This is a genomic window from Pseudomonas syringae, from assembly GCF_021605415.1.
GTDB classification, from domain to species: Bacteria; Pseudomonadota; Gammaproteobacteria; order Pseudomonadales; family Pseudomonadaceae; genus Aquipseudomonas; species Aquipseudomonas syringae_S.
Window position 1 is genome coordinate 81,509 of sequence record NZ_WKEQ01000005.1, and the last position, 20,260, is coordinate 101,768.

Sequence of the window (20,260 nt, forward strand, 5' to 3'; positions counted from 1 at the left end):
CGAAGGGAAACGTAAGTGGTTCAACACTCCATGGACATCAAATTCACCCACCGGCTCTCTTATAAACAAGCACGGCTGGCCGTGCTGGTCGGGTTCATTCTGGGCACGCTGCTCAGCGTGCTGCAAATCGGCATCGATTATGCCAGTGAAGACGCCTCCATCAACCGTGAAATCCGGTCTTTACTGGAAATCAGCCACAATCCGGCTTCGCGCATCGCCTACAACATTGATGCCGAACTCGCGCAGGAGCTGGCGCTGGGCCTGCTGCGCTCGCCCGCCATCATCGGTGTGCGGCTGACCGACAACAACGGCACCCTCCTGGCCAACGTCAAGCGCCCGGGCCTGCAAAGCGGCTACCGGTTGCTCAGTGATTCGCTGTTCGGGGCCAATCGCCAGTTCGAAGACCGCCTCTACCTCGACCATTTGCCGAGTGAGTCCCTCGGTACCCTGCGCCTTGAAGTCGATACGTTTGCCTTCGGCAGCCGCTTTCTGCGTCGGGCGGAAGTAACCCTGCTCAATGGCTTCGCCCGCAGCCTGATCCTCACCGGCCTTCTGCTGGCCTTGTTCTACGTCATGTTGACCAAGCCGCTGGTGCGGGTTATCCGCGAACTCAGCGGCCGTGACCCGCGCAGTGCCGAACCGACCACACTTGAGTGCCCGGCGGGCCACGCCAACGATGAAATCGGCGTGCTGGTGAAAGTCGCCAATCAGCAGTTCGAAAACATCGCCACGGAAATCCAGCAGCGGCGCAACGCCGAAAACCGCCTCACCGAGTACCTTAGCCAACTCGAAGACATCGTCTCGACCCGCACCGCCGAACTTAAGGCGATTAATTCGCGTCTGAGCCAATCCAACGAGGAACTCGAAGTGGCGCGCAGTACGGCGCTGGACATGGCCGAAGCGCGGTCGGCGTTCCTGGCCAACATGAGCCATGAGATACGCACACCGCTCAATGGCCTGCTGGGCATGATCGCCTTGTCCCTCGACGGTCCATTGAACGCCGAGCAGCAACAACAACTGTCCATCGCCCACGACTCTGGCAAAGTGCTGGTCGAGTTGCTCAACGATATTCTCGATTTGTCGAAATTCGATGCCGGCCAACTCGAACTGGAAAACATTCCATTCGATCTCGGATCGTTGATTGAAGACACCGCCAACCTGCTCTCGCAGAACGCGGCGCCGAGTGTCGAACTGACCTGCCTGATCGCTCCGGACTTTCCGGCGCTGGTGCTGGGAGATCCGACCCGGGTGCGGCAGATTGTCAGCAACCTGCTGTCCAATGCGCTCAAGTTCACTCGCTTCGGCCGGGTCGATGTGCGCCTGTCGACACGCAAGGACGGCGTGCGCATTGAGGTCTGTGACACTGGCATCGGCATCGCCCGGGAAGCCCAAGTGAAAATTTTCCAGCCCTTTACCCAGGCCGGCGCCGGTATTACTCGCCAGTTTGGCGGGACCGGACTGGGCCTGGCGTTGACCTATAACTTGTGCGAGGCGATGCAGGGTCGCCTGACGATCAGCTCTGAAGTCGGCTTCGGCAGTCAGTTCTGCGCCGATCTGCCCCTACCCTGTCATACCCGCGCCGTGATGGTGCCGCCGCTGCAAGGCAGTGTGCTCGCGATCACCAATGCCAGCAGTGGCCTGGCGGAACTGCTGAAAACCTTGCTGCCAATCTGGGGTGTGGGGTATGAACAGCGCTCGATAGACGATTCACGGCTTGGGCTGGCGCCAGACGTGGTGATCACGGATTGCCCGGAATGCCTGTTCGGTTTGCGCCCGGCGCTCACCGCACCGATCCTGCTGGTGACGGCCTATGGCAGTTTTCTGCCCACTGAAGAAGCCAGCGCCCTCGCGCCTTTACAACAACAGGCTCGACCGCTGGCGAGAAACGCGCTGTATCAGACCTTGCGTCGTGTGTTGCAACCGGAACTGGCACCGCAAACCGATCCGCACCTCGAAGCGCCGTCCAACCGCAGCCGCGGTCGAGTGCTGTTGGTCGAGGACAATCCGGTCAACCAATTGGTCGCCAAAGGCATGTTGAGCAAGCTCGGCTGTGAAGTGATCGTGGCGGCCCATGGCGCCGAGGCACTGGATCAACTTGAGCATGACGTCTTCGACCTGGTGCTGATGGACTGCAACATGCCGGTGATGGACGGCTACGAGGCCAGCCGACAGATTCGCCAAAGCGGGCGCTGGCCGGCGCTGCCGATCGTCGCCCTTACGGCCAACGCGATGTCGGAAGAGCGCGAGCGCTGTCGGGCGGCGGGCATGAGCGATTACCTGGCCAAACCGTTTCGCAAGGAAGAACTCGCCGCGCTGCTCGACCAATGGGTGCCGACTACGACAACGTCTTGATCTGACCGAGCAAATGATCGAGGCCGTCGCGCAAGTCGTTAAGGCGATCCAGATCAACACCGCTGTCGCACAACAGGCGCGCCTTGAGCGGCCCGACTTGCTCGCGCAACGCCTTCCCTGCCGGTGTCAGGCTCAAGTGTACTTCGCGCTCATCCCGTGCCGAACGCTGACGCTGCACCATCTGCATCTGCTCCAGACGCTTGAGCAACGGCGTCAGGGTGCCGGAATCCAGCGCCAGACGTTCGCCCAACGCCTTGACGGTAGGCTGCGGCGGCGCAACATCCTGCCATTCCCATAACACCAGCATCACCAGGTATTGCGGGTAAGTCAGGCCGAGCTTGTCGAGCATTGGCTTGTAGGCACGGATGACCGCCCGTGAAGCGGCGTACAGCTTGAAGCACAACTGACTATCGAGCTGCAGCGAATCGACAGACCACTTGATCATTTGAGCAGGGCTTCAATCTCGCGGCTCAGATCCTGCGGCTTGGTGGCCGGGGCGAAACGCTTGACCAACTGGCCGTCCTTGCCGATCAGGAACTTGGTGAAGTTCCACTTGATGCCTTGGGAGCCGAGCAGACCCGGAGCGCGTTTTTTCAACTGGACGAACAGCGGATGGGCGCCCGCTCCGTTGACCTCGATTTTTTTGAACAGCGGGAAGCTGACGCCGAAATTCAGCTCACAGAATTCGGAAATCGCGCCCTCGTTGCCCGGCTCCTGCTTGCCGAACTGATTGCACGGGAAACCCAACACCACAAGGCCTTGATCCTTGTACGTTTGCCAGAGTTCTTCGAGTCCTTTGTATTGCGGGGTAAAGCCACACTTGCTCGCGGTATTGACCACCAGCACGGCCTTACCGGCGAAATCAGACAGAGTCTTTTGCTCGCCCTTGATGGTGGTGCACGGGATATTCAGCAGACTGTCGCTCATGGTGCGCACTCGGAAATGAAGAGAAACGCAAACATAGCGATCAATTGAATTGCACGCAATTTAATTAATCGACACGCCCCCCTTCCGCAGCTCCTACAGGGGGGCGTATGCATCCATGGATACGGGCACAGGTCGGTTTGTGCAGGGGCCGCGTTATTCGCGCGGTTCCAGGTTCAGGCAGACCGAGTTGATGCAGTAGCGCAAGCCCGTCGGCGGCGGGCCGTCCGGAAACACATGGCCCAGGTGCGCATCGCAACGGGCACATTTCACCTCGGTACGGATCATGCCGTGGGTGGTGTCACGGATTTCGGTCATGGCGCTTTCGCCGATCGGCGCATAAAAGCTGGGCCAGCCGCAGCCGGAATCGAACTTGGTCTTGGAGTCGAACAGCGGCTCATCGCAGCAGACGCAGCGATAAACACCGTCGGTTTTGGTGGCGTTGTATTTGCCGGAGAACGGTCGCTCGGTCGCGCTGAGGCGGCACACCTCGTACTGCTGCGGATCGAGCATGGCTTTCCATTCTTCCAGGGTTTTTTCCAACTTTTCCATCATCACACCTCAGCGGCTGAAAAAGCCCGATCTGTACCTTTTCCACGGATCGGGTGGCACGTATGATTGCGCCTCGTTACTCGCCAGTCTGGCAGCGGGATCCCATGCATTCAAACGGATTCTGGCGACCAGGGTTCATGGCTTTGCCTGCGCGATGTCGCAGGATTCCCAGCACGGTTGTCCATCCGCCGCCTGGATCGTTCATTTTCAGGATCACAATGCCATGCAGTTCAGCAAATCGAACAAGCTCGCCAACGTCTGCTACGACATTCGCGGCCCGGTGCTCAAGCACGCCAAACGCCTGGAAGAGGAAGGCCAACGCATCCTCAAGCTGAACATCGGCAACCCGGCGCCGTTTGGTTTCGAAGCGCCGGAAGAAATCCTCCAGGACGTGATCCGCAACCTGCCGACCGCCCAAGGCTACAGCGATTCCAAAGGCCTGTTCAGTGCGCGCAAGGCCGTCATGCAGTATTACCAGCAGAAGCAGGTCGAAGGCGTCGGCATCGAAGACATCTACCTGGGCAACGGCGTGTCCGAACTGATCGTGATGTCGCTTCAGGCGCTGCTCAACAACGGCGATGAAGTGCTCGTGCCCGCCCCGGATTATCCGCTCTGGACGGCAGCCGTCAGCCTGGCCGGCGGTAACCCGGTGCATTACCTGTGCGACGAGGGCGCCGACTGGTTCCCGGATCTGGCCGACATCAAGGCGAAGATCACGCCGAATACCAAAGCCCTGGTGATCATCAACCCGAACAACCCGACCGGCGCGGTGTACTCGAAAGAGTTGCTGCTGGGCATGCTCGAAATCGCCCGCCAGCACAATCTGGTGGTGTTCTCCGATGAAATCTACGACAAAATTCTTTACGACGATGCCGTGCATGTCTGCACCGCTTCGCTGGCGCCGGATCTGTTGTGCCTGACCTTCAACGGTCTGTCGAAGTCTTACCGCGTCGCGGGTTTCCGCTCCGGCTGGATCGCGATTTCCGGCCCCAAGCACAACGCCCAGAGCTACATCGAGGGCATCGACATGCTGGCCAACATGCGCCTGTGTGCCAACGTGCCGAGCCAACACGCCATCCAGACCGCGCTGGGCGGCTATCAAAGCATCAACGATCTAGTGTTGCCTCAGGGCCGCTTGCTGGAACAGCGCAACCGCACCTGGGAATTGCTCAACGATATTCCCGGCGTGAGCTGCGTCAAGCCGATGGGCGCGCTGTATGCCTTCCCGCGCATTGACCCGAAAGTCTGCCCGATCCACAACGACGAGAAATTCGTCCTCGATCTGCTGCTGTCCGAGAAACTGCTGGTGGTACAAGGCACGGCGTTCAACTGGCCGTGGCCGGATCACTTCCGCGTCGTCACATTGCCACGGATCGACGATCTGGAAATGGCCATCGGCCGCATCGGCAACTTCCTAAAGTCCTATCGCCAGTAATCGGCCAGCAGTGCGCAACGGCTCAACGTTGCGCACTGTCTGATTCAGCAACACTTCTGCCGATCTCATTTTCGAACGCCTTCTACACTTGCGATGCATGTGCTCCAAAGCATGCCTGCTCAATGGGCGACGGGTGCGGACGGGGTGCTTTGCACCCGGTTCGGCCTGTAGGACATGTCCGATACTATGGCGAATTTGCTGTAGGACACAGTTTGAAATAGTCACCCGGTTGAATAGCCCGGTGCCGCACCTTATATACCCCGCAGTACGCTACATCTTTAGCATGAGGAGATTTCTACAACCATGATGCGCATCCTGCTGTTTTTGGCCACTAACCTGGCGGTCGTGCTGATTGCCAGCATCACCCTGAGCCTGTTTGGCTTCGACGGGTTCATGGCGGCCAACGGGGTTGATCTCGACCTTAGTCAGCTGCTGGTTTTCTGTGCAGTCTTTGGTTTCGCCGGTTCACTGTTCTCGCTGTTCATCTCCAAGTGGATGGCGAAAATGAGCACCAGCACCCAGATCATCACCCAGCCACGCACCCGTCATGAACAATGGCTGCTGCAAACCGTCGAGCAACTGTCGCGGGAGGCTGGTATCAAGATGCCCGAAGTCGGGATCTTCCCGGCTTACGAGGCCAACGCCTTCGCCACCGGCTGGAACAAGAACGACGCGCTGGTCGCGGTCAGCCAGGGTCTGCTCGAGCGTTTTTCGCCAGATGAAGTCAAAGCCGTGCTGGCTCACGAGATCGGCCACGTGGCCAACGGCGACATGGTCACCCTGGCGTTGATCCAGGGCGTGGTGAACACCTTTGTGATGTTCTTTGCTCGGATCATCGGCAACTTCGTTGACAAGGTGATTTTCAAGAACGAAGAAGGCCGGGGCATCGCCTACTACGTGGCGACCATCTTCGCGGAACTGGTATTGGGCATTCTGGCCAGCGCCATCGTCATGTGGTTCTCGCGCAAGCGCGAATTCCGTGCCGACGAAGCCGGCGCTCGCCTCGCCGGCACCAACGCAATGATCGGTGCTTTGCAACGTTTGCGCGCTGAACAGGGCCTGCCGGTTCACATGCCGGATACCCTGAACGCCTTTGGCATCAACGGTGGCATCAAGCAGGGCTTCGCCCGCATGTTCATGAGCCACCCGCCGCTGGAAGAGCGGATTGATGCACTGCGTCGTCGCGGTTGATTGATAACTGCAAAATGGAAGGCCCGCAGTGATGCGGGCCTTTTTTTGGCTCAAAATTTCGCTGTTTCGCCGGCCCCATCGCTGGCAAGCCAGCTCCCACAGGGAATGAAGTGGAACACAGCATATGGGCCGCCAGTGAAACCTGTGGCAGCTGGCTTGCCAGCGATGAGGCCGACCCGAACGATACAAATCAGCGGGTTGAAATCCGATACACCCGTTCCTCAAGCCGCGTTACCCCCGCCTGCAAAAATTTCCAGCTCTCCCCCAGCACATCCTGCTCTTCCAGCACCTGTGCGTGCCAATACTCGCCCATCAAGCGTTGTACTTCAGAGTCTTCGACGGCAAACGGCGGTCCGGACATCTGCGCCTGATCGTAATCCAGCGTGATCAGCAGCCCCTGCACTTTCGTCGGCAAGATACGCTGCAAGTGCGCCACATAGCGCTCGCGCATCGGCGGTGGCAAAGCGATCAATGCTGCGCGGTCATAGATCGCCGCAAAGTCGGCGACATCCTCGGCAGTCAGTGCGAAAAAGTCACCGCACCACAATTCAATCGAACCACTGCGATAAACCTTGAATGCGCCCCGCTCGCCCACCTCGGGCGCCAATCGCTGCTCTGTGAAAAAATCCCGGATTGCCGTTTCCGATAATTCGACACCCAAGACCCGATGCCCCTGATCCGCCAGCCACAGCAGATCCAGACTCTTGCCGCACAGCGGCACCAACACTCGGGCTTGGACAGAAACACCCAATTGCCCCCAGTACCGCTGCAGATAAGGATTCACGTCCGTCAGATGAAAACCGATCTGGCCCGACGCCCACTTCTTGTGCCAAAACTCCGGCTGCATAAATCACCTCAAAAATTCGATGAAAAAGCGCTAAAACTTATATTAGATTTAGATCAATGGTCTGACTGAAGATGGTGCCATCTTAACGCTCAGGAACCCTTCCATGTTTCCCAGCCTGTTTATCTCCCACGGTTCGCCCATGCTCGCCCTGGAACCCGGCGCCAGCGGCCCGGCTCTGGCACGGCTGGCAGCTGAACTGCCGAAGCCAAAAGCCATCGTTATCGTTTCCGCTCACTGGGAAAGCCATGAGCTAATGGTCAGCAGCCATCCGCAGCCGGAAACCTGGCACGACTTTGGAGGATTTCCGAAAGCCCTGTTCGAAGTCCAGTATCCGGCGCCGGGCAATCCGCAGCTGGCCTCCGAGATCGCCGAGCAACTGACCGCCAGTGGCCTGACGGCGTGCATTGATCCGCAACGCCCGTTTGATCACGGTGTGTGGGTACCTCTTTCGCTGATGTATCCGCAAGCCGATATCCCGGTCGTTCAGGTTTCCCTGCCCAGCCGCGGTGGCCCGGCCTTGCAGACGCATGTGGGCCGGGCGCTGGCCGGTTTGCGTGAGCAAGGCATCCTGTTGATCGGTTCCGGCAGCATCACCCATAACCTGCGCGAGCTGGATTGGCACGCCGGCCCGGAGAGCGTTGAGCCCTGGGCCCGTGATTTCCGTGACTGGGTGATCGACAAACTCGCCACCAACGATGAAGCGGCATTGCACGATTATCGTCAACAGGCGCCGAATGCCGTGCGCAGCCATCCGAGCGATGAGCATTTGTTGCCGCTGTATTTTGCCCGTGGCGCGGGTGGAACGTTCGGCGTGGCGCATCAGGGTTTTACGATGGGTGCGTTGGGCATGGACATTTATCGGTTCGGTTGAAGGTTAAAGACCAAAAAATCGCGGCCTTCGGTAGCTCCAACACAAATGTGCAGGCAAAAAAAATCCCCGAACCAGTCGGGGATTTTTTATGTGCGATCGATCAGCTCAAGGGCAGATCAATCTTCGCGGTAGCGACGCAGCTTCAACTGCTTGCCAGCAACGCGAGTGTCCTTCAGTTTGGTCAGGAGTTTATCCAGGCCATCTTCCGGCAGCTCGACGAGGCTGAAGCTGTCACGCACCTGGATGCGACCGATCGCTTCACGGGCCAGACCACCTTCGTTGAGGATGGCGCCCAGCAGGTTTTTCGCAGCGATACCGTCACGCGCACCCAGCGCGGTACGGCAACGAGCACGGCCTTCGCCCAAAGGCATTGGCGCACGACGCTCGCGGTCGCCACGATCAGGACGGTCACCGGTACGCTCTGGACGATCGCCACGCGGTGCGTTGTTTGGCACCAGTGGACGTTCTTTCTCGATAGCGGCCAGGTTCAGCGCTTGACCGTTGGTAGCCTTGCGCAGCAGGGCTGCAGCCAGGGCACGCGGCGAGCAACCGATATCAGCGGTCAGACGATCCAGCAGATCACCGTGAGTCGATTCAGCATCGGCAACCAGTGGCGACAGGCTGTTGGTCAGTTTCTTAATGCGGGCATCGAGAACTGCCTGAGCGTCCGGCAGGCGAACTTCAGCAACTTTCTGACCGGTTACACGCTCGATCACTTGCAGCATGCGGCGCTCACGTGGAGTCACCAGCAGCAGTGCACGACCTTCGCGACCGGCACGACCGGTACGGCCGATACGGTGAACGTAGGATTCCGGATCGTACGGCATGTCGACGTTGAACACGTGAGTGATGCGCGGAACGTCGAGGCCACGGGCAGCAACGTCGGTCGCGACAACGATGTCCAGACGGCCATCTTTGAGCGAGTCGATAACGCGCTCACGCTGGTTCTGGGCGATGTCGCCGTTCAACGCGGCGGCTTTGTAGCCTTTGGCGTCGAGGGCGCTGGCCAGATCCAGGGTCGCTTGCTTGGTGCGCACGAACATGATCAGCGCGTCGAAGTCTTCCACTTCCAGCAAGCTGAGAACCGCAGAGGTCTTCTGGTCAGCGTGAACCAACAGGTGAGCCTGTTCGATCGCGGTAACGGTCTGGGTCTTGGTCTGGATCTTCACGTGTTGCGGATCGCGCAGGTGGCGTTCGGCAATGGCGCGGATCGACTGCGGCAGGGTCGCCGAGAACAAAACAGTCTGACGGGTTGCAGGCAGAGCCTTGAAGATGACTTCCAGGTCGTCCATGAAGCCCAGTTTGAGCATTTCGTCCGCTTCGTCGAGAACCAGGTGGTTCACGGTCGACAGGACTTTTTCGTCACGACGCAGGTGGTCGCACAGACGGCCCGGCGTGGCGACAACGATCTGTGCGCCATTACGGATTGCTTTCAGTTGCGGGCCCATAGGCGCGCCGCCGTAGACGGCCACAACAGTGACGCCCGGCATTTGCTTGGCGTAGGTTTCGAAAGCGGTTGCTACTTGCAGCGCCAACTCACGGGTTGGCGCCAGGATCAGGGCTTGCGGTTCGCGCTTGGCAGGATCGATGCGATGCAGGATTGGCAGGGCGAACGCAGCGGTTTTACCCGTACCGGTTTGCGCCTGACCGATCATGTCCTGGCCGGCCATGATGATCGGGATCGATTGCTGCTGAATAGCCGAAGGCTCTTCGTAGCCAGTCGCTGCGACGGCTGCAAGAATATTCGGATTAAGATTAAAAGCGGCGAAGCCGCCGGTTTCCTGGGTCATGGGTCTGCCTCTAAGTGCATCCGCAAAGACCCATGCTCCAAAGCTGCGCATGCCGTGTTGAGACTCAAGAGTCGCCCTGGCTGCTTTGTCGGCGGGGATTTGCGAAAACGAATGAATGAAAAAAAGAATCGTCAAGGAAGAGCCCGCAGTGCGGGTGTGCAGCCGAAGCTGGCTTCGGGGAATTGCGCTACCTAAACGCGGCCCGGTTAAAGGCCGGCGCGCACTATACCGGAAATTGCCCAAAAAGGGAGCTTTTTTTATCGCCGGAGTCCGGTTGTCACCGGCCTGTCACGGGGTTTTGCGGATAATCGTGCGAAGGTCTATTTTTCAAAGGCCCGGCCCTGCGGGCGATGCCACTTAAACGATTCATCCAGATGCGACACGCGGTCGCTGCAGCTTCCCATCCCGCCCGAGGAACACCCCATGAATCAGCCCTGCCCCGGTCGCGTCAGCCGAGAACGACGCGGTCACGTCCTGTTGATCGGTCTGGATCGGGCGCCCAAGCGCAACGCCTTCGATATCGATTTGCTCAATGACTTGAGCCTGGCCTACGGCGAGTTCGAGGCTGACAGCGAGGCGCGGGTGGCCGTGGTGTTCGGCCATGGCGAGCATTTCACCGCCGGCCTGGATCTGGTCAACGCCAGCGCCGCGCTCGCCGAAGGCTGGCAGGCGCCGCCGGGCGGCTGCGATCCGTGGGGTGTGTTCGCAGGGCCCAGGGTCAGCAAACCGGTGATCGTCGCCGCACAGGGTTACTGCCTGACCATCGGCATCGAATTGATGCTCGCCGCCGACATCAATCTCTGCGCCAGCAACACCCGGTTCGCGCAAATGGAAGTACAGCGCGGGATCTTTCCGTTCGGCGGCGCAACGCTGCGCTTTCATCAGATCTCAGGTTGGGGCAATGCCATGCGCTGGTTGCTGACGGGCGACGAATTTGATGCCCACGACGCCTTGCACTTGGGATTGGTGCAGGAAGTGATGGCCAGCGAAGACCTGCTGCCGCGTGCTATCGAACTGGCGGAACGCATTGCCCGTCAAGCGCCGCTGGGAGTGCAAGCGACGTTGATGTCGGCGCGTCAGGCGCGTTATGAGGGTGAGATGGCCGCAGCGCAGGCCTTACCGGCATTGGTGAAGAAGTTGTTGGCCAGTGAGGACGCGCAGGAAGGCGTGCATTCTCTGGTGGAGCGGCGACCCGGGATTTTTAAAGGGGTCTGAACGCTTTGGTGATTCTGCTGGCGCCTTCGCGGACAAGCCCGCGAAGGGGTCAGCACAGACACAACACCTAGGTTGCCGGGCGAATGGCCTTGATCAATGACTGCAACGAATAACCCAGACGCGGCGCCAGCGCTTCAGCGCGCTCGGTCAGCGCCTGCATGTCGAGTTCCTGCTCCAGATCCGCCGGGACGATCAGGATCACATTTCCCTCCTTCACCGGCAATTCCCAGTAATGCCGATGATAAAGCCCGCGCAACAACGCCGCCCCCAGCGGCTTGCCGTCATCAGTCGCCCATTGATTGATCACCAACCAGCCGCCCGGATTCAAGCGCTGCTGGCAGTCACCGAGAAAATTCCAGGCCAGATGCCCGACGCCCGGGCCGACGTCAGTGTAAAGGTCGACGAAAATCAGATCCGCCGGCTCAGCGCTCGGCAGCAGTTCGATGGCATCGCCGACGCGGATGTAGAGACGCGGATCGTCGTCCAGCCCGAGGTATTCGATAGCCAGACGCGGCACGTCGGGGCGCAGTTCAATGGCTTCGACGTCTTCCAGCGGTAAAAATTTCAGGCATGCCTGGGTCAGCGTTCCCGCGCCTAGCCCCAGGAACAACGCGCTCTCCGGTTGTTCATGACACAGCGCGCCGATCAGCATCGCCCGGGTGTAGTCGTATTCCAGCCAGCTCGGATCGGCGGTGAACACGCAGCTTTGTTCGATGGCATCGCCAAACTCCAGAAAGCGGTAATCGGCCACTTCCAGCACGCGAATCACACCGAACTCGTCCTGTACCTCGGCGAGCAGATGCTCGACGCGCTCCTCAGTCATTTCGTCTCCTGATGGTCACCGGGCGCGGTGACGCGTTCGCACCCTCGGGGTGACGTGGCAAAGCGGCGATTGTCGGCCATGGCGCGGGAACAGGTCACGCACTAATTGCTGATACCATGGCCGTCCGTGCGTAAACCACCCGAGAACGTGATGAGCCAACCGTGGAGCCCTGACAGCTGGCGTGCCCTGCCGATCCAGCAACAACCCCAATACCCCGACGCCGCGCATTTGCGCCAGGTCGAGCAAACCCTGGTCAGCTATCCGCCACTGGTATTTGCCGGTGAAGCCCGGGAGTTGCGCCGTCAGTTTGCCGAAGTGACCCAGGGCCGCGCGTTCTTGTTGCAGGGCGGCGATTGTGCGGAAAGTTTCGTCGAATTCTCCGCTGCGAAGATTCGCGACACCTTTAAAGTGTTGCTGCAAATGGCGATTGTGATGACCTTCGCCGCTGGTTGCCCGGTGGTCAAGGTCGGGCGCATGGCTGGCCAGTTCGCCAAACCGCGTTCAGCCAACGATGAAACCATCGACGGCGTGACCCTGCCCGCCTATCGCGGCGACATCGTCAACGGCATCGGTTTCGACGAAAAGAGCCGCGTGCCGGATCCGGAGCGTCTGTTGCAGTCCTATCACCAGTCCACCGCTACGCTCAATCTGCTGCGCGCCTTTGCTCAGGGCGGTTTTGCCGACCTGCATCAAGTGCACAAGTGGAATCTGGATTTCATCGCCAACTCGGCGCTGGCCGAGAAGTACAGCCACTTGGCCGATCGCATCGATGAAACCCTGGCGTTCATGCGGGCCTGCGGCATGGACACCTCGCCGCAATTGCGCGAGACCAGTTTCTTCACCGCTCACGAAGCCTTGCTGCTGAACTACGAAGAAGCCTTCGTGCGCCGCGACAGCCTGACCAATGACTATTACGATTGCTCGGCACACATGCTGTGGATCGGCGACCGCACCCGTCAGCTCGATGGCGCGCATGTTGAATTTCTGCGCGGGGTGAACAACCCGATCGGCGTCAAGGTCGGCCCGAGCATGAACCCGGACGATTTGATCCGCCTGATCGACGTGCTCAACCCGGACAACGATCCAGGCCGCCTGAACCTGATCGCGCGCATGGGTGCGAACAAGGTCGGCGATCACCTGCCGGCGCTGATCCGCGCAGTGCAACGCGAAGGCAAGCAGGTGCTGTGGAGTTCCGACCCGATGCACGGCAACACGATCAAGGCCAGCAGCGGCTACAAGACCCGGGACTTTGCGCAAATCCTCGGCGAGGTGAAGCAGTTCTTTCAGGTGCACGAAGCGGAAGGCACCTATGCCGGCGGTATCCACATCGAAATGACCGGGCAGAACGTCACCGAATGCATCGGTGGCGCACGGCCGATTACGGAGGATGGTCTGTCGGATCGCTACCACACCCACTGCGATCCACGGATGAATGCCGATCAGTCGCTGGAATTGGCGTTTCTGATTGCCGAAACCCTGAAACAGGTCAAGCGCTAGGGTTTGAAATCCTTATCGTCTGGGCGGGCTTCTTTGCGGGCAAGCCCGGCTCCTACAGGGTATTTGTCGGACGCCTGACCTGCGAACGACGCGGTCATTGTGGGAGTCGGGCTTCCCCGCGAAGGCGTCCGCTCAATCGCTACAAAGGCCGGCCAATGCCAGCCTCAATCGTCCGGCGCTCTCGCGCTGACAATTAAGCTGCACCTGCGCCAACCCCAACCAATCCGCCATCCTGTGCAAATTCGCCGCCAACGCCATCATCCCCGCCTCGTCCAGCCCCGGCTCGTCCTCATGCACGGCATGCACCGCCAGCCGCCCCGATGCCCGCTCGGCACGCAGATCAACCCGCGCGGCGATCCGTTCGTTGTGCAAAAACGGCAACACGTAGTAACCGTAAACCCGCTTGTGCTGCGGCGTATAAATCTCCAGCCGATAGCGGAAATCGAACAGCCGCTCGGTACGGCTACGCTCCCAGATCAATGAATCGAATGGCGACAACAACGCGCTCGCCCCGACCTTGCGCGGCACTTTCGGCTCGGGGAGGCAATAGGCGATTTGCCGCCATCCAGCGACTTCACACGTCAGCAATTGTCCGTCTTCGACCAACTCCGCCAGTCGCACACGGCTGTCGCCCGGATTCAAGCGGAAGTAATCGCGCAGATCCTTTTCCGTGCCGACACCCACCGCTTGCGCCGCATGCAGCAGCAAGCCGCGTTGCGCCTCGGCTTCATTCGGCAATGGCTGTCGCAGGATCGGCGCAGGAATCACCCGCTCCGGCAAATCATACAAACGCTCAAAACCACGACGCCCGGCCACCGTCACTTCGCCAGCAGCAAACAGCCATTCCAGCGCATGTTTTTCGGCGCTCCAGTCCCACCACGGCCCGGCCTTTTCCTGACGGGTCGACAGACTCCCCGCGCCCAACGCGCCGCGCTCTTCAACCAACGCCAGCACCCGGCGAATGGTTTCCTGTTCGTCACGACCGAATTTCGCCAACTGCTGATAAATATCCTCGCCGCGTCTGGCCCGCTGCATGCGCCAGCCCATCAACGGGTACATCGACAGCGGCATTAAAGAGGCTTCGTGCCCCCAATATTCGAACAACGTGCGACGTCGCCCGGCACTCCAGGCAGCCTGATCGAGCAAGTCAGAAGAATAGGAACCCAGACGGGAAAACAACGGCAGGTAGTGCGAGCGCACCACGGCGTTGACGGAGTCGATTTGCAAAAGGCCCAGCCGTTCGATCAGCCGATTGAGATGGCTTGCCTTGACTTCCGGCGGCTGGCGCCCTTGAAAACCCTGGGCGGCCAGCGCCAGACGTCGCGCCTGTTTGAGGGAAAAGGACAATGTCGCGGGCATGTGTACCTCCATGTCTGCTCGCAACCTACCTCACCTGAAGTTGGTTTGTGTAGCGATGGCCGCATCATTTATGCATCGGGTCGTCCCAGAACGGGCGCACCGTTTCGTGTTCGACATCGGCACGGCTGACACCGATATCCTTCAGCGCTTCGTCGCTCAGACTGGCCAGCAATTCACGCTCGCGGTGCAGTTCATACCAACGACTGAATTTATGCAGCAGATCGGATACCACATGGACGGAATGTTTTGTTTCGCCTACATACTCGTTTTGACCTTTCATCGTGTTGCCCTCCGTTGGGATTGGCTCCAGTCTCGTCTTCGAGCTAGGATCAATCCAACGAATGTTTCTGATGGCATGCATCTCGGAGATTGATGAATTGTCCGCCTATCCCAGTATCGATACCGATGTTCTGCGTACCTTCGTAGCGATTGCCGATCAGGGCGGTTTCACCCGCGCCGGGGAGATGGTCAACCGCACGCAATCGGCGGTGAGCATGCAGATGAAACGCCTCGAAGAGGACGTGCTGCAACGGCGCCTGTTCGATCGCGACGGGCGCCAGGTTCGTTTGACTGCCGAAGGCCAGGTGTTGCTCGGTTACGCCCGGCGCATCCTCAAGTTGCACAGCGAGGTGTTCAACACTTTGCGCGAGCCGCACATGGTCGGCACTGTACGGATCGGCACGCCGGATGATTACGTGATGCGTTTTCTGCCGGGAATACTGTCGCGGTTTGCGCAGTTCTATCCGTTGATTCAGATCGAAGTGCATTGCGAGTCCAGCAAGCAACTGTTGCAACGCACGGATCTGGATCTGTCGATCGTCACCCGCGAGCCGGGCAACGAGATTGGCCAGTTGCTGCGCAAGGAGCGTTTCGTCTGGGCCGAGGCGCAGAATTTCAATGCACACGAACAAACGCCGTTACCGCTGGCGATGTTCAACAGTGATTGTTTCTGCCGGTTGTGGGCCTGCAATGCGCTGGATGCGATGGGTCGCGACTACCGCATCGCCTACAACAGCACCAGTCTGTCGGCATTGATGGCGGTAGTGAGCGCAGGCCTGGCAATCACCGCGCAACTGGAAAGCCTGATCACGCCGGACTTGCGCATTCTCGGTGCCGCCGAAGACCTGCCGATGTTGCCCGAGGCCAGCATCATGCTGATCCGCAACCTCAACAACCCGTCGCCGATCACCGAATGCCTGGCCGAACACATCGTCGAAGGCTTCAAGCTTTAAAGGCGAGCATCACCGCACACAGGATCAGGAAACCGCAAAACAGCCCACGAAGGAGTCTTTCCGGCATGGCGTGGGCAATTTTCACACCCCAACTGATGCTCAGCAGACCGCCGACAGCCAACGGCAGGCCGATCATCCAGTCCACTTCGTGGTGCGCCGCGTAAGTCACCAACGTGACGCCAGTGCTGGGCAATGCCAGCGCCAGCGATAAGCCTTGGGCGACCACTTGCGTGGTGCCGAACAGACTGGTCAGCACTGGCGTAGCCACCACCGCGCCACCCACGCCGAACAAACCGCCCATGGTGCCGGACGCCGCGCCGAGCACGCCGAGCCATGGCCACGAATAACGCATTTCGGAGGTCGCCGCCGGTTTCTTGCCAAACATACGCAGTACGTTGTACGCCGCGAGCACCACAAGGAACGCGACGAAGCCGATACGCATGCTTTGCGCGTCGATGCCCACCGCCCAGATCGAACCGATCCAGGCAAAGCAGAAGCCCATCACCGCCAGTGGCAATGCGTGGCGCAACTCGATACGGCTGCGCTGGTGATAGCGCCACAATGCAAGCATTACATTCGGCACCACCATCACCAGTGCGGTGCCTTGGGCCAGTTGCTGATCGAGGCCGAACCATACGCCCAGCAAGGGGATGGCGATCAAACCACCACCGATGCCGAAGATCCCGCCGAGGGTGCCCAAGGCTGCGCCGAATACCAGGTACATCAGAATTTCAATCACAGCGGATTTCCTTCGTCGTCAGGCGACTTATCCTACGCAGTTGAGGCTGGTACGGAAACGCACAGCCACGCACAATGGCTATGCTCATTTCGCACAAGCACAGTATTTTTCATGAATCCCAACCAATTGACCGATCAACTCGGGCTGTTCCTCGATGTGCTGGAATCCGGCAGTTTTTCTGCCGCCTCGCGTCGACATCCGTTGACACCTTCGGCGGTGGCACGGCGTATCGACAGCCTCGAAAGCGCCGTCGGCAGCCAACTGTTCATCCGCAGCACCCATGCTGTACGTCCGACCCCAGCCGGCTTGGCGTTCGCCGAACGGGCCCGGCGGATCGTCGCCGAACTGCGCCTGGCCCGGGCCGAAGCGGTATCGCTGAGCAGCGCGCCGGAAGGCCTTATTCGGGTTGATGCACCGGCGGCTTTCGGACGTCGACATCTGGCGCCGGTGATCGCCGATTTTCTGGTGTTGTACCCGGGGCTCGACGTGCAACTGCACCTGATCGACAGCTTCGTCGACATGGACGGCTCGAATCTGGGCAAGGTCGATCTCGTACTGCGCGCAGGGCAAATCGCCGACACACGCCTGGTCGCGACCCCGCTGGCAAGCATGGTGCGCATTGCCTGCGCCAGCCCTGATTATTTAAAACGGCGCGGGATGCCGGACAGCCCTGCGCAATTGAGCGAACACGACGGTCTTGATTGGGAAGGCCTTGCGCCGCCCTTCGCCTGGCGTTTCGAGCAGGGTGGACGGTTGCAAACCCATCGCCCGGCGCGGATCCGCATGAGCGCCAACAATGCCGAAGCGTTGGTCTGTGGTGCGTTGGCGGGGCTGGGCATTGCGCATCTGCCGACCTGGCTGGCCAGCGAATACCTGTTACGCGGCGAACTGCTGCCGCTTTTTTGCGAAAACGGTCTGCCGAAGCCAGAAAGCACCGGGATCTATGCGCTGCGCCTGGAGCAACAGGCCAACGCCCGCAGCCGACTGCTGCTCGAATACCTGAAATCCCGTTTCAGTCCATTGCCGCCTTGGGATCTTGCGTTGCAAAGGGATCTGGGCCGGCATTGATCCATTCGGCTAAATTATCTGGCGCATTAAACATTCGAGCGCTAGATTCATCTCGACTATTGAACAAGGCTTCAACATGACCATCGAACGCGACATCTGCGACGACCTGCTGCTGGACAACCAGGCCTGCTTCGCTCTGCATTCCACTTCGCTGATGATGACCAAGGTCTACAAACCCTTATTACAAGCGCTGGGCCTGACCTATCCGCAGTACTTGGCGATGATGGTTCTGTGGGAAAAAGATGGTCTGACCGTCGGCGAAATCAGCGCGCGTCTGCTGACTGATCCCGGATCCCTGACGCCGCTGCTCAAGCGACTTGAGGGTGAAGGCCTGCTCAGCCGCACCCGCAGCCGTGAGGATGAACGGGTGGTGATTGTCGAACTCACCGAAAAAGGCCGCGCCTTGCAAAAGACAGCCGAAACCGTCCCGCAATGCATCCTCGGTGCCAGCGGATTCACCCTCGAACGTCTGCAAAACCTGCAAGCGGAACTTCAAGCGCTGCGCAGCCATCTGCAAGACAGCCTCAACTGACATACCCCACCGCCCCCTGTAGCTGCCGAAGCTGCGATCTTTGACTTTGCATTTCCAGAGCAAGGATCAAGAGTTCGCAGGCTGCGATCTTTTGATTTTCAGGAACGCAAAGCGTCCCTGACTGCGTTCCCACGCCGAGCGTGGGAACGAGATCGCAGGCACTTTACCCTTCTAGATCCAGGCTTCCAGCCGAACTGACACGTGTGTTCGAGTGCAGCGCAATATTTTTTTAAATTTATCTTGCGCGCAAAACATTAGCGCAGTACATTTGCCTCGTACTTACTTAGCGCGCAAACATTTAGCGCAAAACATCGCACTTAATACGAGGCTCACACCATGCAAACTCTCTACACCGCAATCGCAACCTCCACCGGTGGCCGTGACGGTCGTGCCATCTCCAGCGACAACGTGCTCGACGTCAAACTGGCCACCCCGAAAGAACTCGGTGGTGCCGGCGGCGCAGCCACCAACCCTGAGCAACTGTTCGCTGCCGGTTACTCGGCCTGCTTCATCGGCGCGCTGAAATTCGTCGCCAGCCAGACCAAACGCAGCATCCCGGCAGACGCCTCGATCACCGCCCATGTCGGCATCGGTCAGATCCCTGGCGGTTTCGGTCTGGACATCGACTTGCACATCAGCCTTCCGGGCCTGGATCAAGCGGATGCACAAAGCCTGGTCGACGCCGCTCACCAAGTCTGCCCGTACTCCAACGCCACCCGTGGCAACGTCGATGTGCGTCTGCACGTCACCGTCTAATCGCTGACCCCCGTCGCCCGAACAAGGAAATGAACATGAACACTTTCAGCAAAGTCTTGACCGGCACCCTTCTCGCCCTCTCCGTCCACAGCGCATTTGCCGGGGACGTTGAGCACAACACTCAGGCATTTCTTGATGCACTGAATGCCGGCACCGGCAAACCGATTGAGCAGCTGACACCCAAAGATGCCCGGGCCGTACTGACCGGCGCGCAGTCCGGGGTCAAGTTGTCATTGCCCAAGGCAGACGTCAGCGAGAAGACTATCCAGGTCGATGGCCAACCGTTGAGCCTGACCATCGTCCGGCCGGCCGGGGTCAAGGGCGAGTTGCCAGTGTTCATGTTCTTCCACGGCGGCGGCTGGGTACTGGGGGACTTCCCGACCCACGAACGTCTGGTGCGTGATCTGGTGGTCGGTTCAGGCGCGGCGGCGGTCTTCGTCAATTACACCCCGTCACCGGAAGCGCATTACCCGGTGGCGATCAATCAGGCTTATGCCGCGACAAAATGGGTGGCCGAGCACGGCAAGGACATCAACGTTGACGGCAAGCGTCTGGCCGTGGCCGGCAATAGCGTCGGCGGCAACATGGCAGCCGTGGTTGCACTGATGGCCAAAGACAAAGGCACCCCGGCGATCAAATTCCAGGTGCTGCTGTGGCCCGTGACCGATGCAAGCTTCGACACTGGTTCCTACAACCAATACGCCGAAGGGCACTTTCTCACTCGCAACATGATGAAGTGGTTCTGGGACAACTACACCACTGACGCCAAACAACGCAGCGAGATCTATGCCTCACCGCTGCGGGCAACCCCTGCGCAGTTGAAGGGCTTGCCGCCGGCACTGGTGCAAACCGCCGGGGCCGATGTGCTGCGTGATGAAGGCGAAGCCTATGCGCGCAAACTCGACGAGGCCGGTGTGCCAGTGACGGCGGTTCGCTACAACGGCATGATCCACGACTATGGTTTGCTGAACGTAGTCAGCCAGGTGCCGGCGGTGCGTTCGGCAATGTTGCAGGCTTCGCAAGAGCTGAAGGAACACCTGAAATAAAACTGTAGCAGGCTCGCTCCTGCAGGGGTCG

General features: G+C 59.6%; 20 protein-coding genes. 11 read left to right on the top strand and 9 right to left on the bottom strand.

Annotated features, from left to right (window positions below):
• Window positions 1-30 precede the first annotated feature (30 nt).
• On the top strand, window positions 31-2,352 hold the full coding sequence (locus GIW69_RS05010) for a response regulator (RefSeq protein ID WP_236481155.1): 2,322 nt from the start codon (window positions 31-33) through the stop codon (window positions 2,350-2,352).
• On the opposite strand, the gene GIW69_RS05015 is transcribed toward GIW69_RS05010, so the two are convergent.
• From GIW69_RS05015 to msrB, 3 genes are all read right to left on the bottom strand, one after another.
• Window positions 2,336-2,797 (bottom strand): MarR family transcriptional regulator, encoded by a 462-nt coding sequence (locus tag GIW69_RS05015; protein WP_236481032.1) that lies wholly within the window; start codon window positions 2,795-2,797, stop codon window positions 2,336-2,338. The genes GIW69_RS05010 and GIW69_RS05015 overlap by 17 nt on opposite strands.
• Window positions 2,794-3,279 carry a glutathione peroxidase gene (locus GIW69_RS05020; RefSeq protein WP_236481033.1) on the bottom strand — a complete coding sequence of 162 codons (486 nt, stop codon included), beginning with the start codon at window positions 3,277-3,279 and terminating at the stop codon, window positions 2,794-2,796. Before GIW69_RS05020 ends, GIW69_RS05015 begins: the two co-directional genes overlap by 4 nt.
• A gap of 153 nt (window positions 3,280-3,432) precedes the next feature.
• The gene (gene msrB, locus GIW69_RS05025; RefSeq protein WP_236481034.1) at window positions 3,433-3,828 is read right to left on the bottom strand and encodes a peptide-methionine (R)-S-oxide reductase MsrB; all 396 of its coding nucleotides are present in this window, start codon (window positions 3,826-3,828) and stop codon (window positions 3,433-3,435) included.
• A gap of 223 nt (window positions 3,829-4,051) precedes the next feature.
• Between msrB and GIW69_RS05030 the strand changes: the two genes are divergently transcribed.
• Complete coding sequence (locus GIW69_RS05030; RefSeq protein WP_236481035.1) at window positions 4,052-5,263, top strand: pyridoxal phosphate-dependent aminotransferase; 1,212 nt, start codon at window positions 4,052-4,054, stop codon at window positions 5,261-5,263.
• 303 nt (window positions 5,264-5,566) lie between these two features.
• Window positions 5,567-6,454, top strand: a complete 888-nt coding sequence (gene htpX / locus GIW69_RS05035; RefSeq protein WP_236481036.1) for a protease HtpX — start codon at window positions 5,567-5,569, stop codon at window positions 6,452-6,454.
• A 190-nt stretch (window positions 6,455-6,644) separates the two neighbouring features.
• On the opposite strand, the gene GIW69_RS05040 is transcribed toward htpX, so the two are convergent.
• Entirely contained in the window at window positions 6,645-7,301 is a 657-nt protein-coding gene (locus tag GIW69_RS05040; RefSeq protein WP_236481037.1) for a thiopurine S-methyltransferase, read from the bottom strand.
• 103 nt (window positions 7,302-7,404) lie between these two features.
• Here GIW69_RS05040 and GIW69_RS05045 point away from each other — a divergent pair, with 103 nt between their 5' ends.
• Window positions 7,405-8,172, top strand: coding sequence for a DODA-type extradiol aromatic ring-opening family dioxygenase (locus GIW69_RS05045; protein ID WP_236481038.1), 768 nt, complete (start codon window positions 7,405-7,407; stop codon window positions 8,170-8,172).
• A 116-nt stretch (window positions 8,173-8,288) separates the two neighbouring features.
• Here GIW69_RS05045 and GIW69_RS05050 read toward each other — a convergent pair whose 3' ends face one another.
• The gene (locus tag GIW69_RS05050; protein WP_236481039.1) at window positions 8,289-9,962 is read right to left on the bottom strand and encodes a DEAD/DEAH box helicase; all 1,674 of its coding nucleotides are present in this window, start codon (window positions 9,960-9,962) and stop codon (window positions 8,289-8,291) included.
• A gap of 423 nt (window positions 9,963-10,385) precedes the next feature.
• On the opposite strand from GIW69_RS05050, the gene GIW69_RS05055 reads away from it, so the two are divergent.
• Window positions 10,386-11,177 carry a crotonase/enoyl-CoA hydratase family protein gene (locus GIW69_RS05055; protein ID WP_236481040.1) on the top strand — a complete coding sequence of 264 codons (792 nt, stop codon included), beginning with the start codon at window positions 10,386-10,388 and terminating at the stop codon, window positions 11,175-11,177.
• Window positions 11,178-11,244: 67 nt separating this feature from the next.
• Here GIW69_RS05055 and GIW69_RS05060 read toward each other — a convergent pair whose 3' ends face one another.
• The gene (locus GIW69_RS05060; RefSeq protein WP_236481041.1) at window positions 11,245-12,000 is read right to left on the bottom strand and encodes a spermidine synthase; all 756 of its coding nucleotides are present in this window, start codon (window positions 11,998-12,000) and stop codon (window positions 11,245-11,247) included.
• A gap of 150 nt (window positions 12,001-12,150) precedes the next feature.
• On the opposite strand from GIW69_RS05060, the gene GIW69_RS05065 reads away from it, so the two are divergent.
• On the top strand, window positions 12,151-13,497 hold the full coding sequence (locus tag GIW69_RS05065) for a class II 3-deoxy-7-phosphoheptulonate synthase (protein WP_236481042.1): 1,347 nt from the start codon (window positions 12,151-12,153) through the stop codon (window positions 13,495-13,497).
• A gap of 132 nt (window positions 13,498-13,629) precedes the next feature.
• Here GIW69_RS05065 and GIW69_RS05070 read toward each other — a convergent pair whose 3' ends face one another.
• Both GIW69_RS05070 and GIW69_RS05075 read right to left on the bottom strand, forming a co-directional pair.
• Window positions 13,630-14,856, bottom strand: a complete 1,227-nt coding sequence (locus GIW69_RS05070) for a winged helix-turn-helix domain-containing protein (RefSeq protein WP_236481043.1) — start codon at window positions 14,854-14,856, stop codon at window positions 13,630-13,632.
• A 64-nt stretch (window positions 14,857-14,920) separates the two neighbouring features.
• Window positions 14,921-15,136: a DUF1127 domain-containing protein gene (locus tag GIW69_RS05075; RefSeq protein ID WP_236481044.1), complete on the bottom strand. Its 216-nt coding sequence runs from the start codon at window positions 15,134-15,136 to the stop codon at window positions 14,921-14,923.
• Window positions 15,137-15,233: 97 nt separating this feature from the next.
• On the opposite strand from GIW69_RS05075, the gene GIW69_RS05080 reads away from it, so the two are divergent.
• Window positions 15,234-16,088, top strand: coding sequence for a LysR substrate-binding domain-containing protein (locus GIW69_RS05080; protein WP_236481156.1), 855 nt, complete (start codon window positions 15,234-15,236; stop codon window positions 16,086-16,088).
• Here GIW69_RS05080 and GIW69_RS05085 read toward each other — a convergent pair.
• Window positions 16,078-16,812, bottom strand: coding sequence for a sulfite exporter TauE/SafE family protein (locus tag GIW69_RS05085; protein WP_268945391.1), 735 nt, complete (start codon window positions 16,810-16,812; stop codon window positions 16,078-16,080). The two genes, GIW69_RS05080 and GIW69_RS05085, sit on opposite strands and share 11 nt — an antisense overlap.
• Before the next feature lie 126 nt (window positions 16,813-16,938).
• Here GIW69_RS05085 and GIW69_RS05090 point away from each other — a divergent pair, with 126 nt between their 5' ends.
• From GIW69_RS05090 to GIW69_RS05105, 4 genes are all read left to right on the top strand, one after another.
• Entirely contained in the window at window positions 16,939-17,895 is a 957-nt protein-coding gene (locus GIW69_RS05090; RefSeq protein WP_236481046.1) for a LysR family transcriptional regulator, read from the top strand.
• Between the two features lie 76 nt (window positions 17,896-17,971).
• Window positions 17,972-18,427 carry a MarR family transcriptional regulator gene (locus GIW69_RS05095; RefSeq protein ID WP_236481047.1) on the top strand — a complete coding sequence of 152 codons (456 nt, stop codon included), beginning with the start codon at window positions 17,972-17,974 and terminating at the stop codon, window positions 18,425-18,427.
• 336 nt (window positions 18,428-18,763) lie between these two features.
• The gene (locus tag GIW69_RS05100; protein ID WP_236481048.1) at window positions 18,764-19,183 is read left to right on the top strand and encodes an organic hydroperoxide resistance protein; all 420 of its coding nucleotides are present in this window, start codon (window positions 18,764-18,766) and stop codon (window positions 19,181-19,183) included.
• Between the two features lie 35 nt (window positions 19,184-19,218).
• Window positions 19,219-20,229, top strand: coding sequence for an alpha/beta hydrolase (locus tag GIW69_RS05105; protein WP_236481049.1), 1,011 nt, complete (start codon window positions 19,219-19,221; stop codon window positions 20,227-20,229).
• Window positions 20,230-20,260: the final 31 nt, after the last annotated feature.

What these genes read in the sequence shown, in the direction of transcription:
- GIW69_RS05010 (WP_236481155.1), top strand. Translation starts at nt 31, where the DNA reads ATGGACATCAAATTCACCCACCGGCTCTCTTATAAACAAGCACGGCTG.
- GIW69_RS05015 (WP_236481032.1), bottom strand. Translation starts at nt 2,797, where the DNA reads ATGATCAAGTGGTCTGTCGATTCGCTGCAGCTCGATAGTCAGTTGTGC.
- GIW69_RS05020 (WP_236481033.1), bottom strand. Translation starts at nt 3,279, where the DNA reads ATGAGCGACAGTCTGCTGAATATCCCGTGCACCACCATCAAGGGCGAG.
- msrB (WP_236481034.1), bottom strand. Translation starts at nt 3,828, where the DNA reads ATGGAAAAGTTGGAAAAAACCCTGGAAGAATGGAAAGCCATGCTCGAT.
- GIW69_RS05030 (WP_236481035.1), top strand. Translation starts at nt 4,052, where the DNA reads ATGCAGTTCAGCAAATCGAACAAGCTCGCCAACGTCTGCTACGACATT.
- htpX (WP_236481036.1), top strand. Translation starts at nt 5,567, where the DNA reads ATGATGCGCATCCTGCTGTTTTTGGCCACTAACCTGGCGGTCGTGCTG.
- GIW69_RS05040 (WP_236481037.1), bottom strand. Translation starts at nt 7,301, where the DNA reads ATGCAGCCGGAGTTTTGGCACAAGAAGTGGGCGTCGGGCCAGATCGGT.
- GIW69_RS05045 (WP_236481038.1), top strand. Translation starts at nt 7,405, where the DNA reads ATGTTTCCCAGCCTGTTTATCTCCCACGGTTCGCCCATGCTCGCCCTG.
- GIW69_RS05050 (WP_236481039.1), bottom strand. Translation starts at nt 9,962, where the DNA reads ATGACCCAGGAAACCGGCGGCTTCGCCGCTTTTAATCTTAATCCGAAT.
- GIW69_RS05055 (WP_236481040.1), top strand. Translation starts at nt 10,386, where the DNA reads ATGAATCAGCCCTGCCCCGGTCGCGTCAGCCGAGAACGACGCGGTCAC.
- GIW69_RS05060 (WP_236481041.1), bottom strand. Translation starts at nt 12,000, where the DNA reads ATGACTGAGGAGCGCGTCGAGCATCTGCTCGCCGAGGTACAGGACGAG.
- GIW69_RS05065 (WP_236481042.1), top strand. Translation starts at nt 12,151, where the DNA reads ATGAGCCAACCGTGGAGCCCTGACAGCTGGCGTGCCCTGCCGATCCAG.
- GIW69_RS05070 (WP_236481043.1), bottom strand. Translation starts at nt 14,856, where the DNA reads ATGCCCGCGACATTGTCCTTTTCCCTCAAACAGGCGCGACGTCTGGCG.
- GIW69_RS05075 (WP_236481044.1), bottom strand. Translation starts at nt 15,136, where the DNA reads ATGAAAGGTCAAAACGAGTATGTAGGCGAAACAAAACATTCCGTCCAT.
- GIW69_RS05085 (WP_268945391.1), bottom strand. Translation starts at nt 16,812, where the DNA reads ATGTACCTGGTATTCGGCGCAGCCTTGGGCACCCTCGGCGGGATCTTC.
- GIW69_RS05090 (WP_236481046.1), top strand. Translation starts at nt 16,939, where the DNA reads ATGAATCCCAACCAATTGACCGATCAACTCGGGCTGTTCCTCGATGTG.
- GIW69_RS05095 (WP_236481047.1), top strand. Translation starts at nt 17,972, where the DNA reads ATGACCATCGAACGCGACATCTGCGACGACCTGCTGCTGGACAACCAG.
- GIW69_RS05100 (WP_236481048.1), top strand. Translation starts at nt 18,764, where the DNA reads ATGCAAACTCTCTACACCGCAATCGCAACCTCCACCGGTGGCCGTGAC.
- GIW69_RS05105 (WP_236481049.1), top strand. Translation starts at nt 19,219, where the DNA reads ATGAACACTTTCAGCAAAGTCTTGACCGGCACCCTTCTCGCCCTCTCC.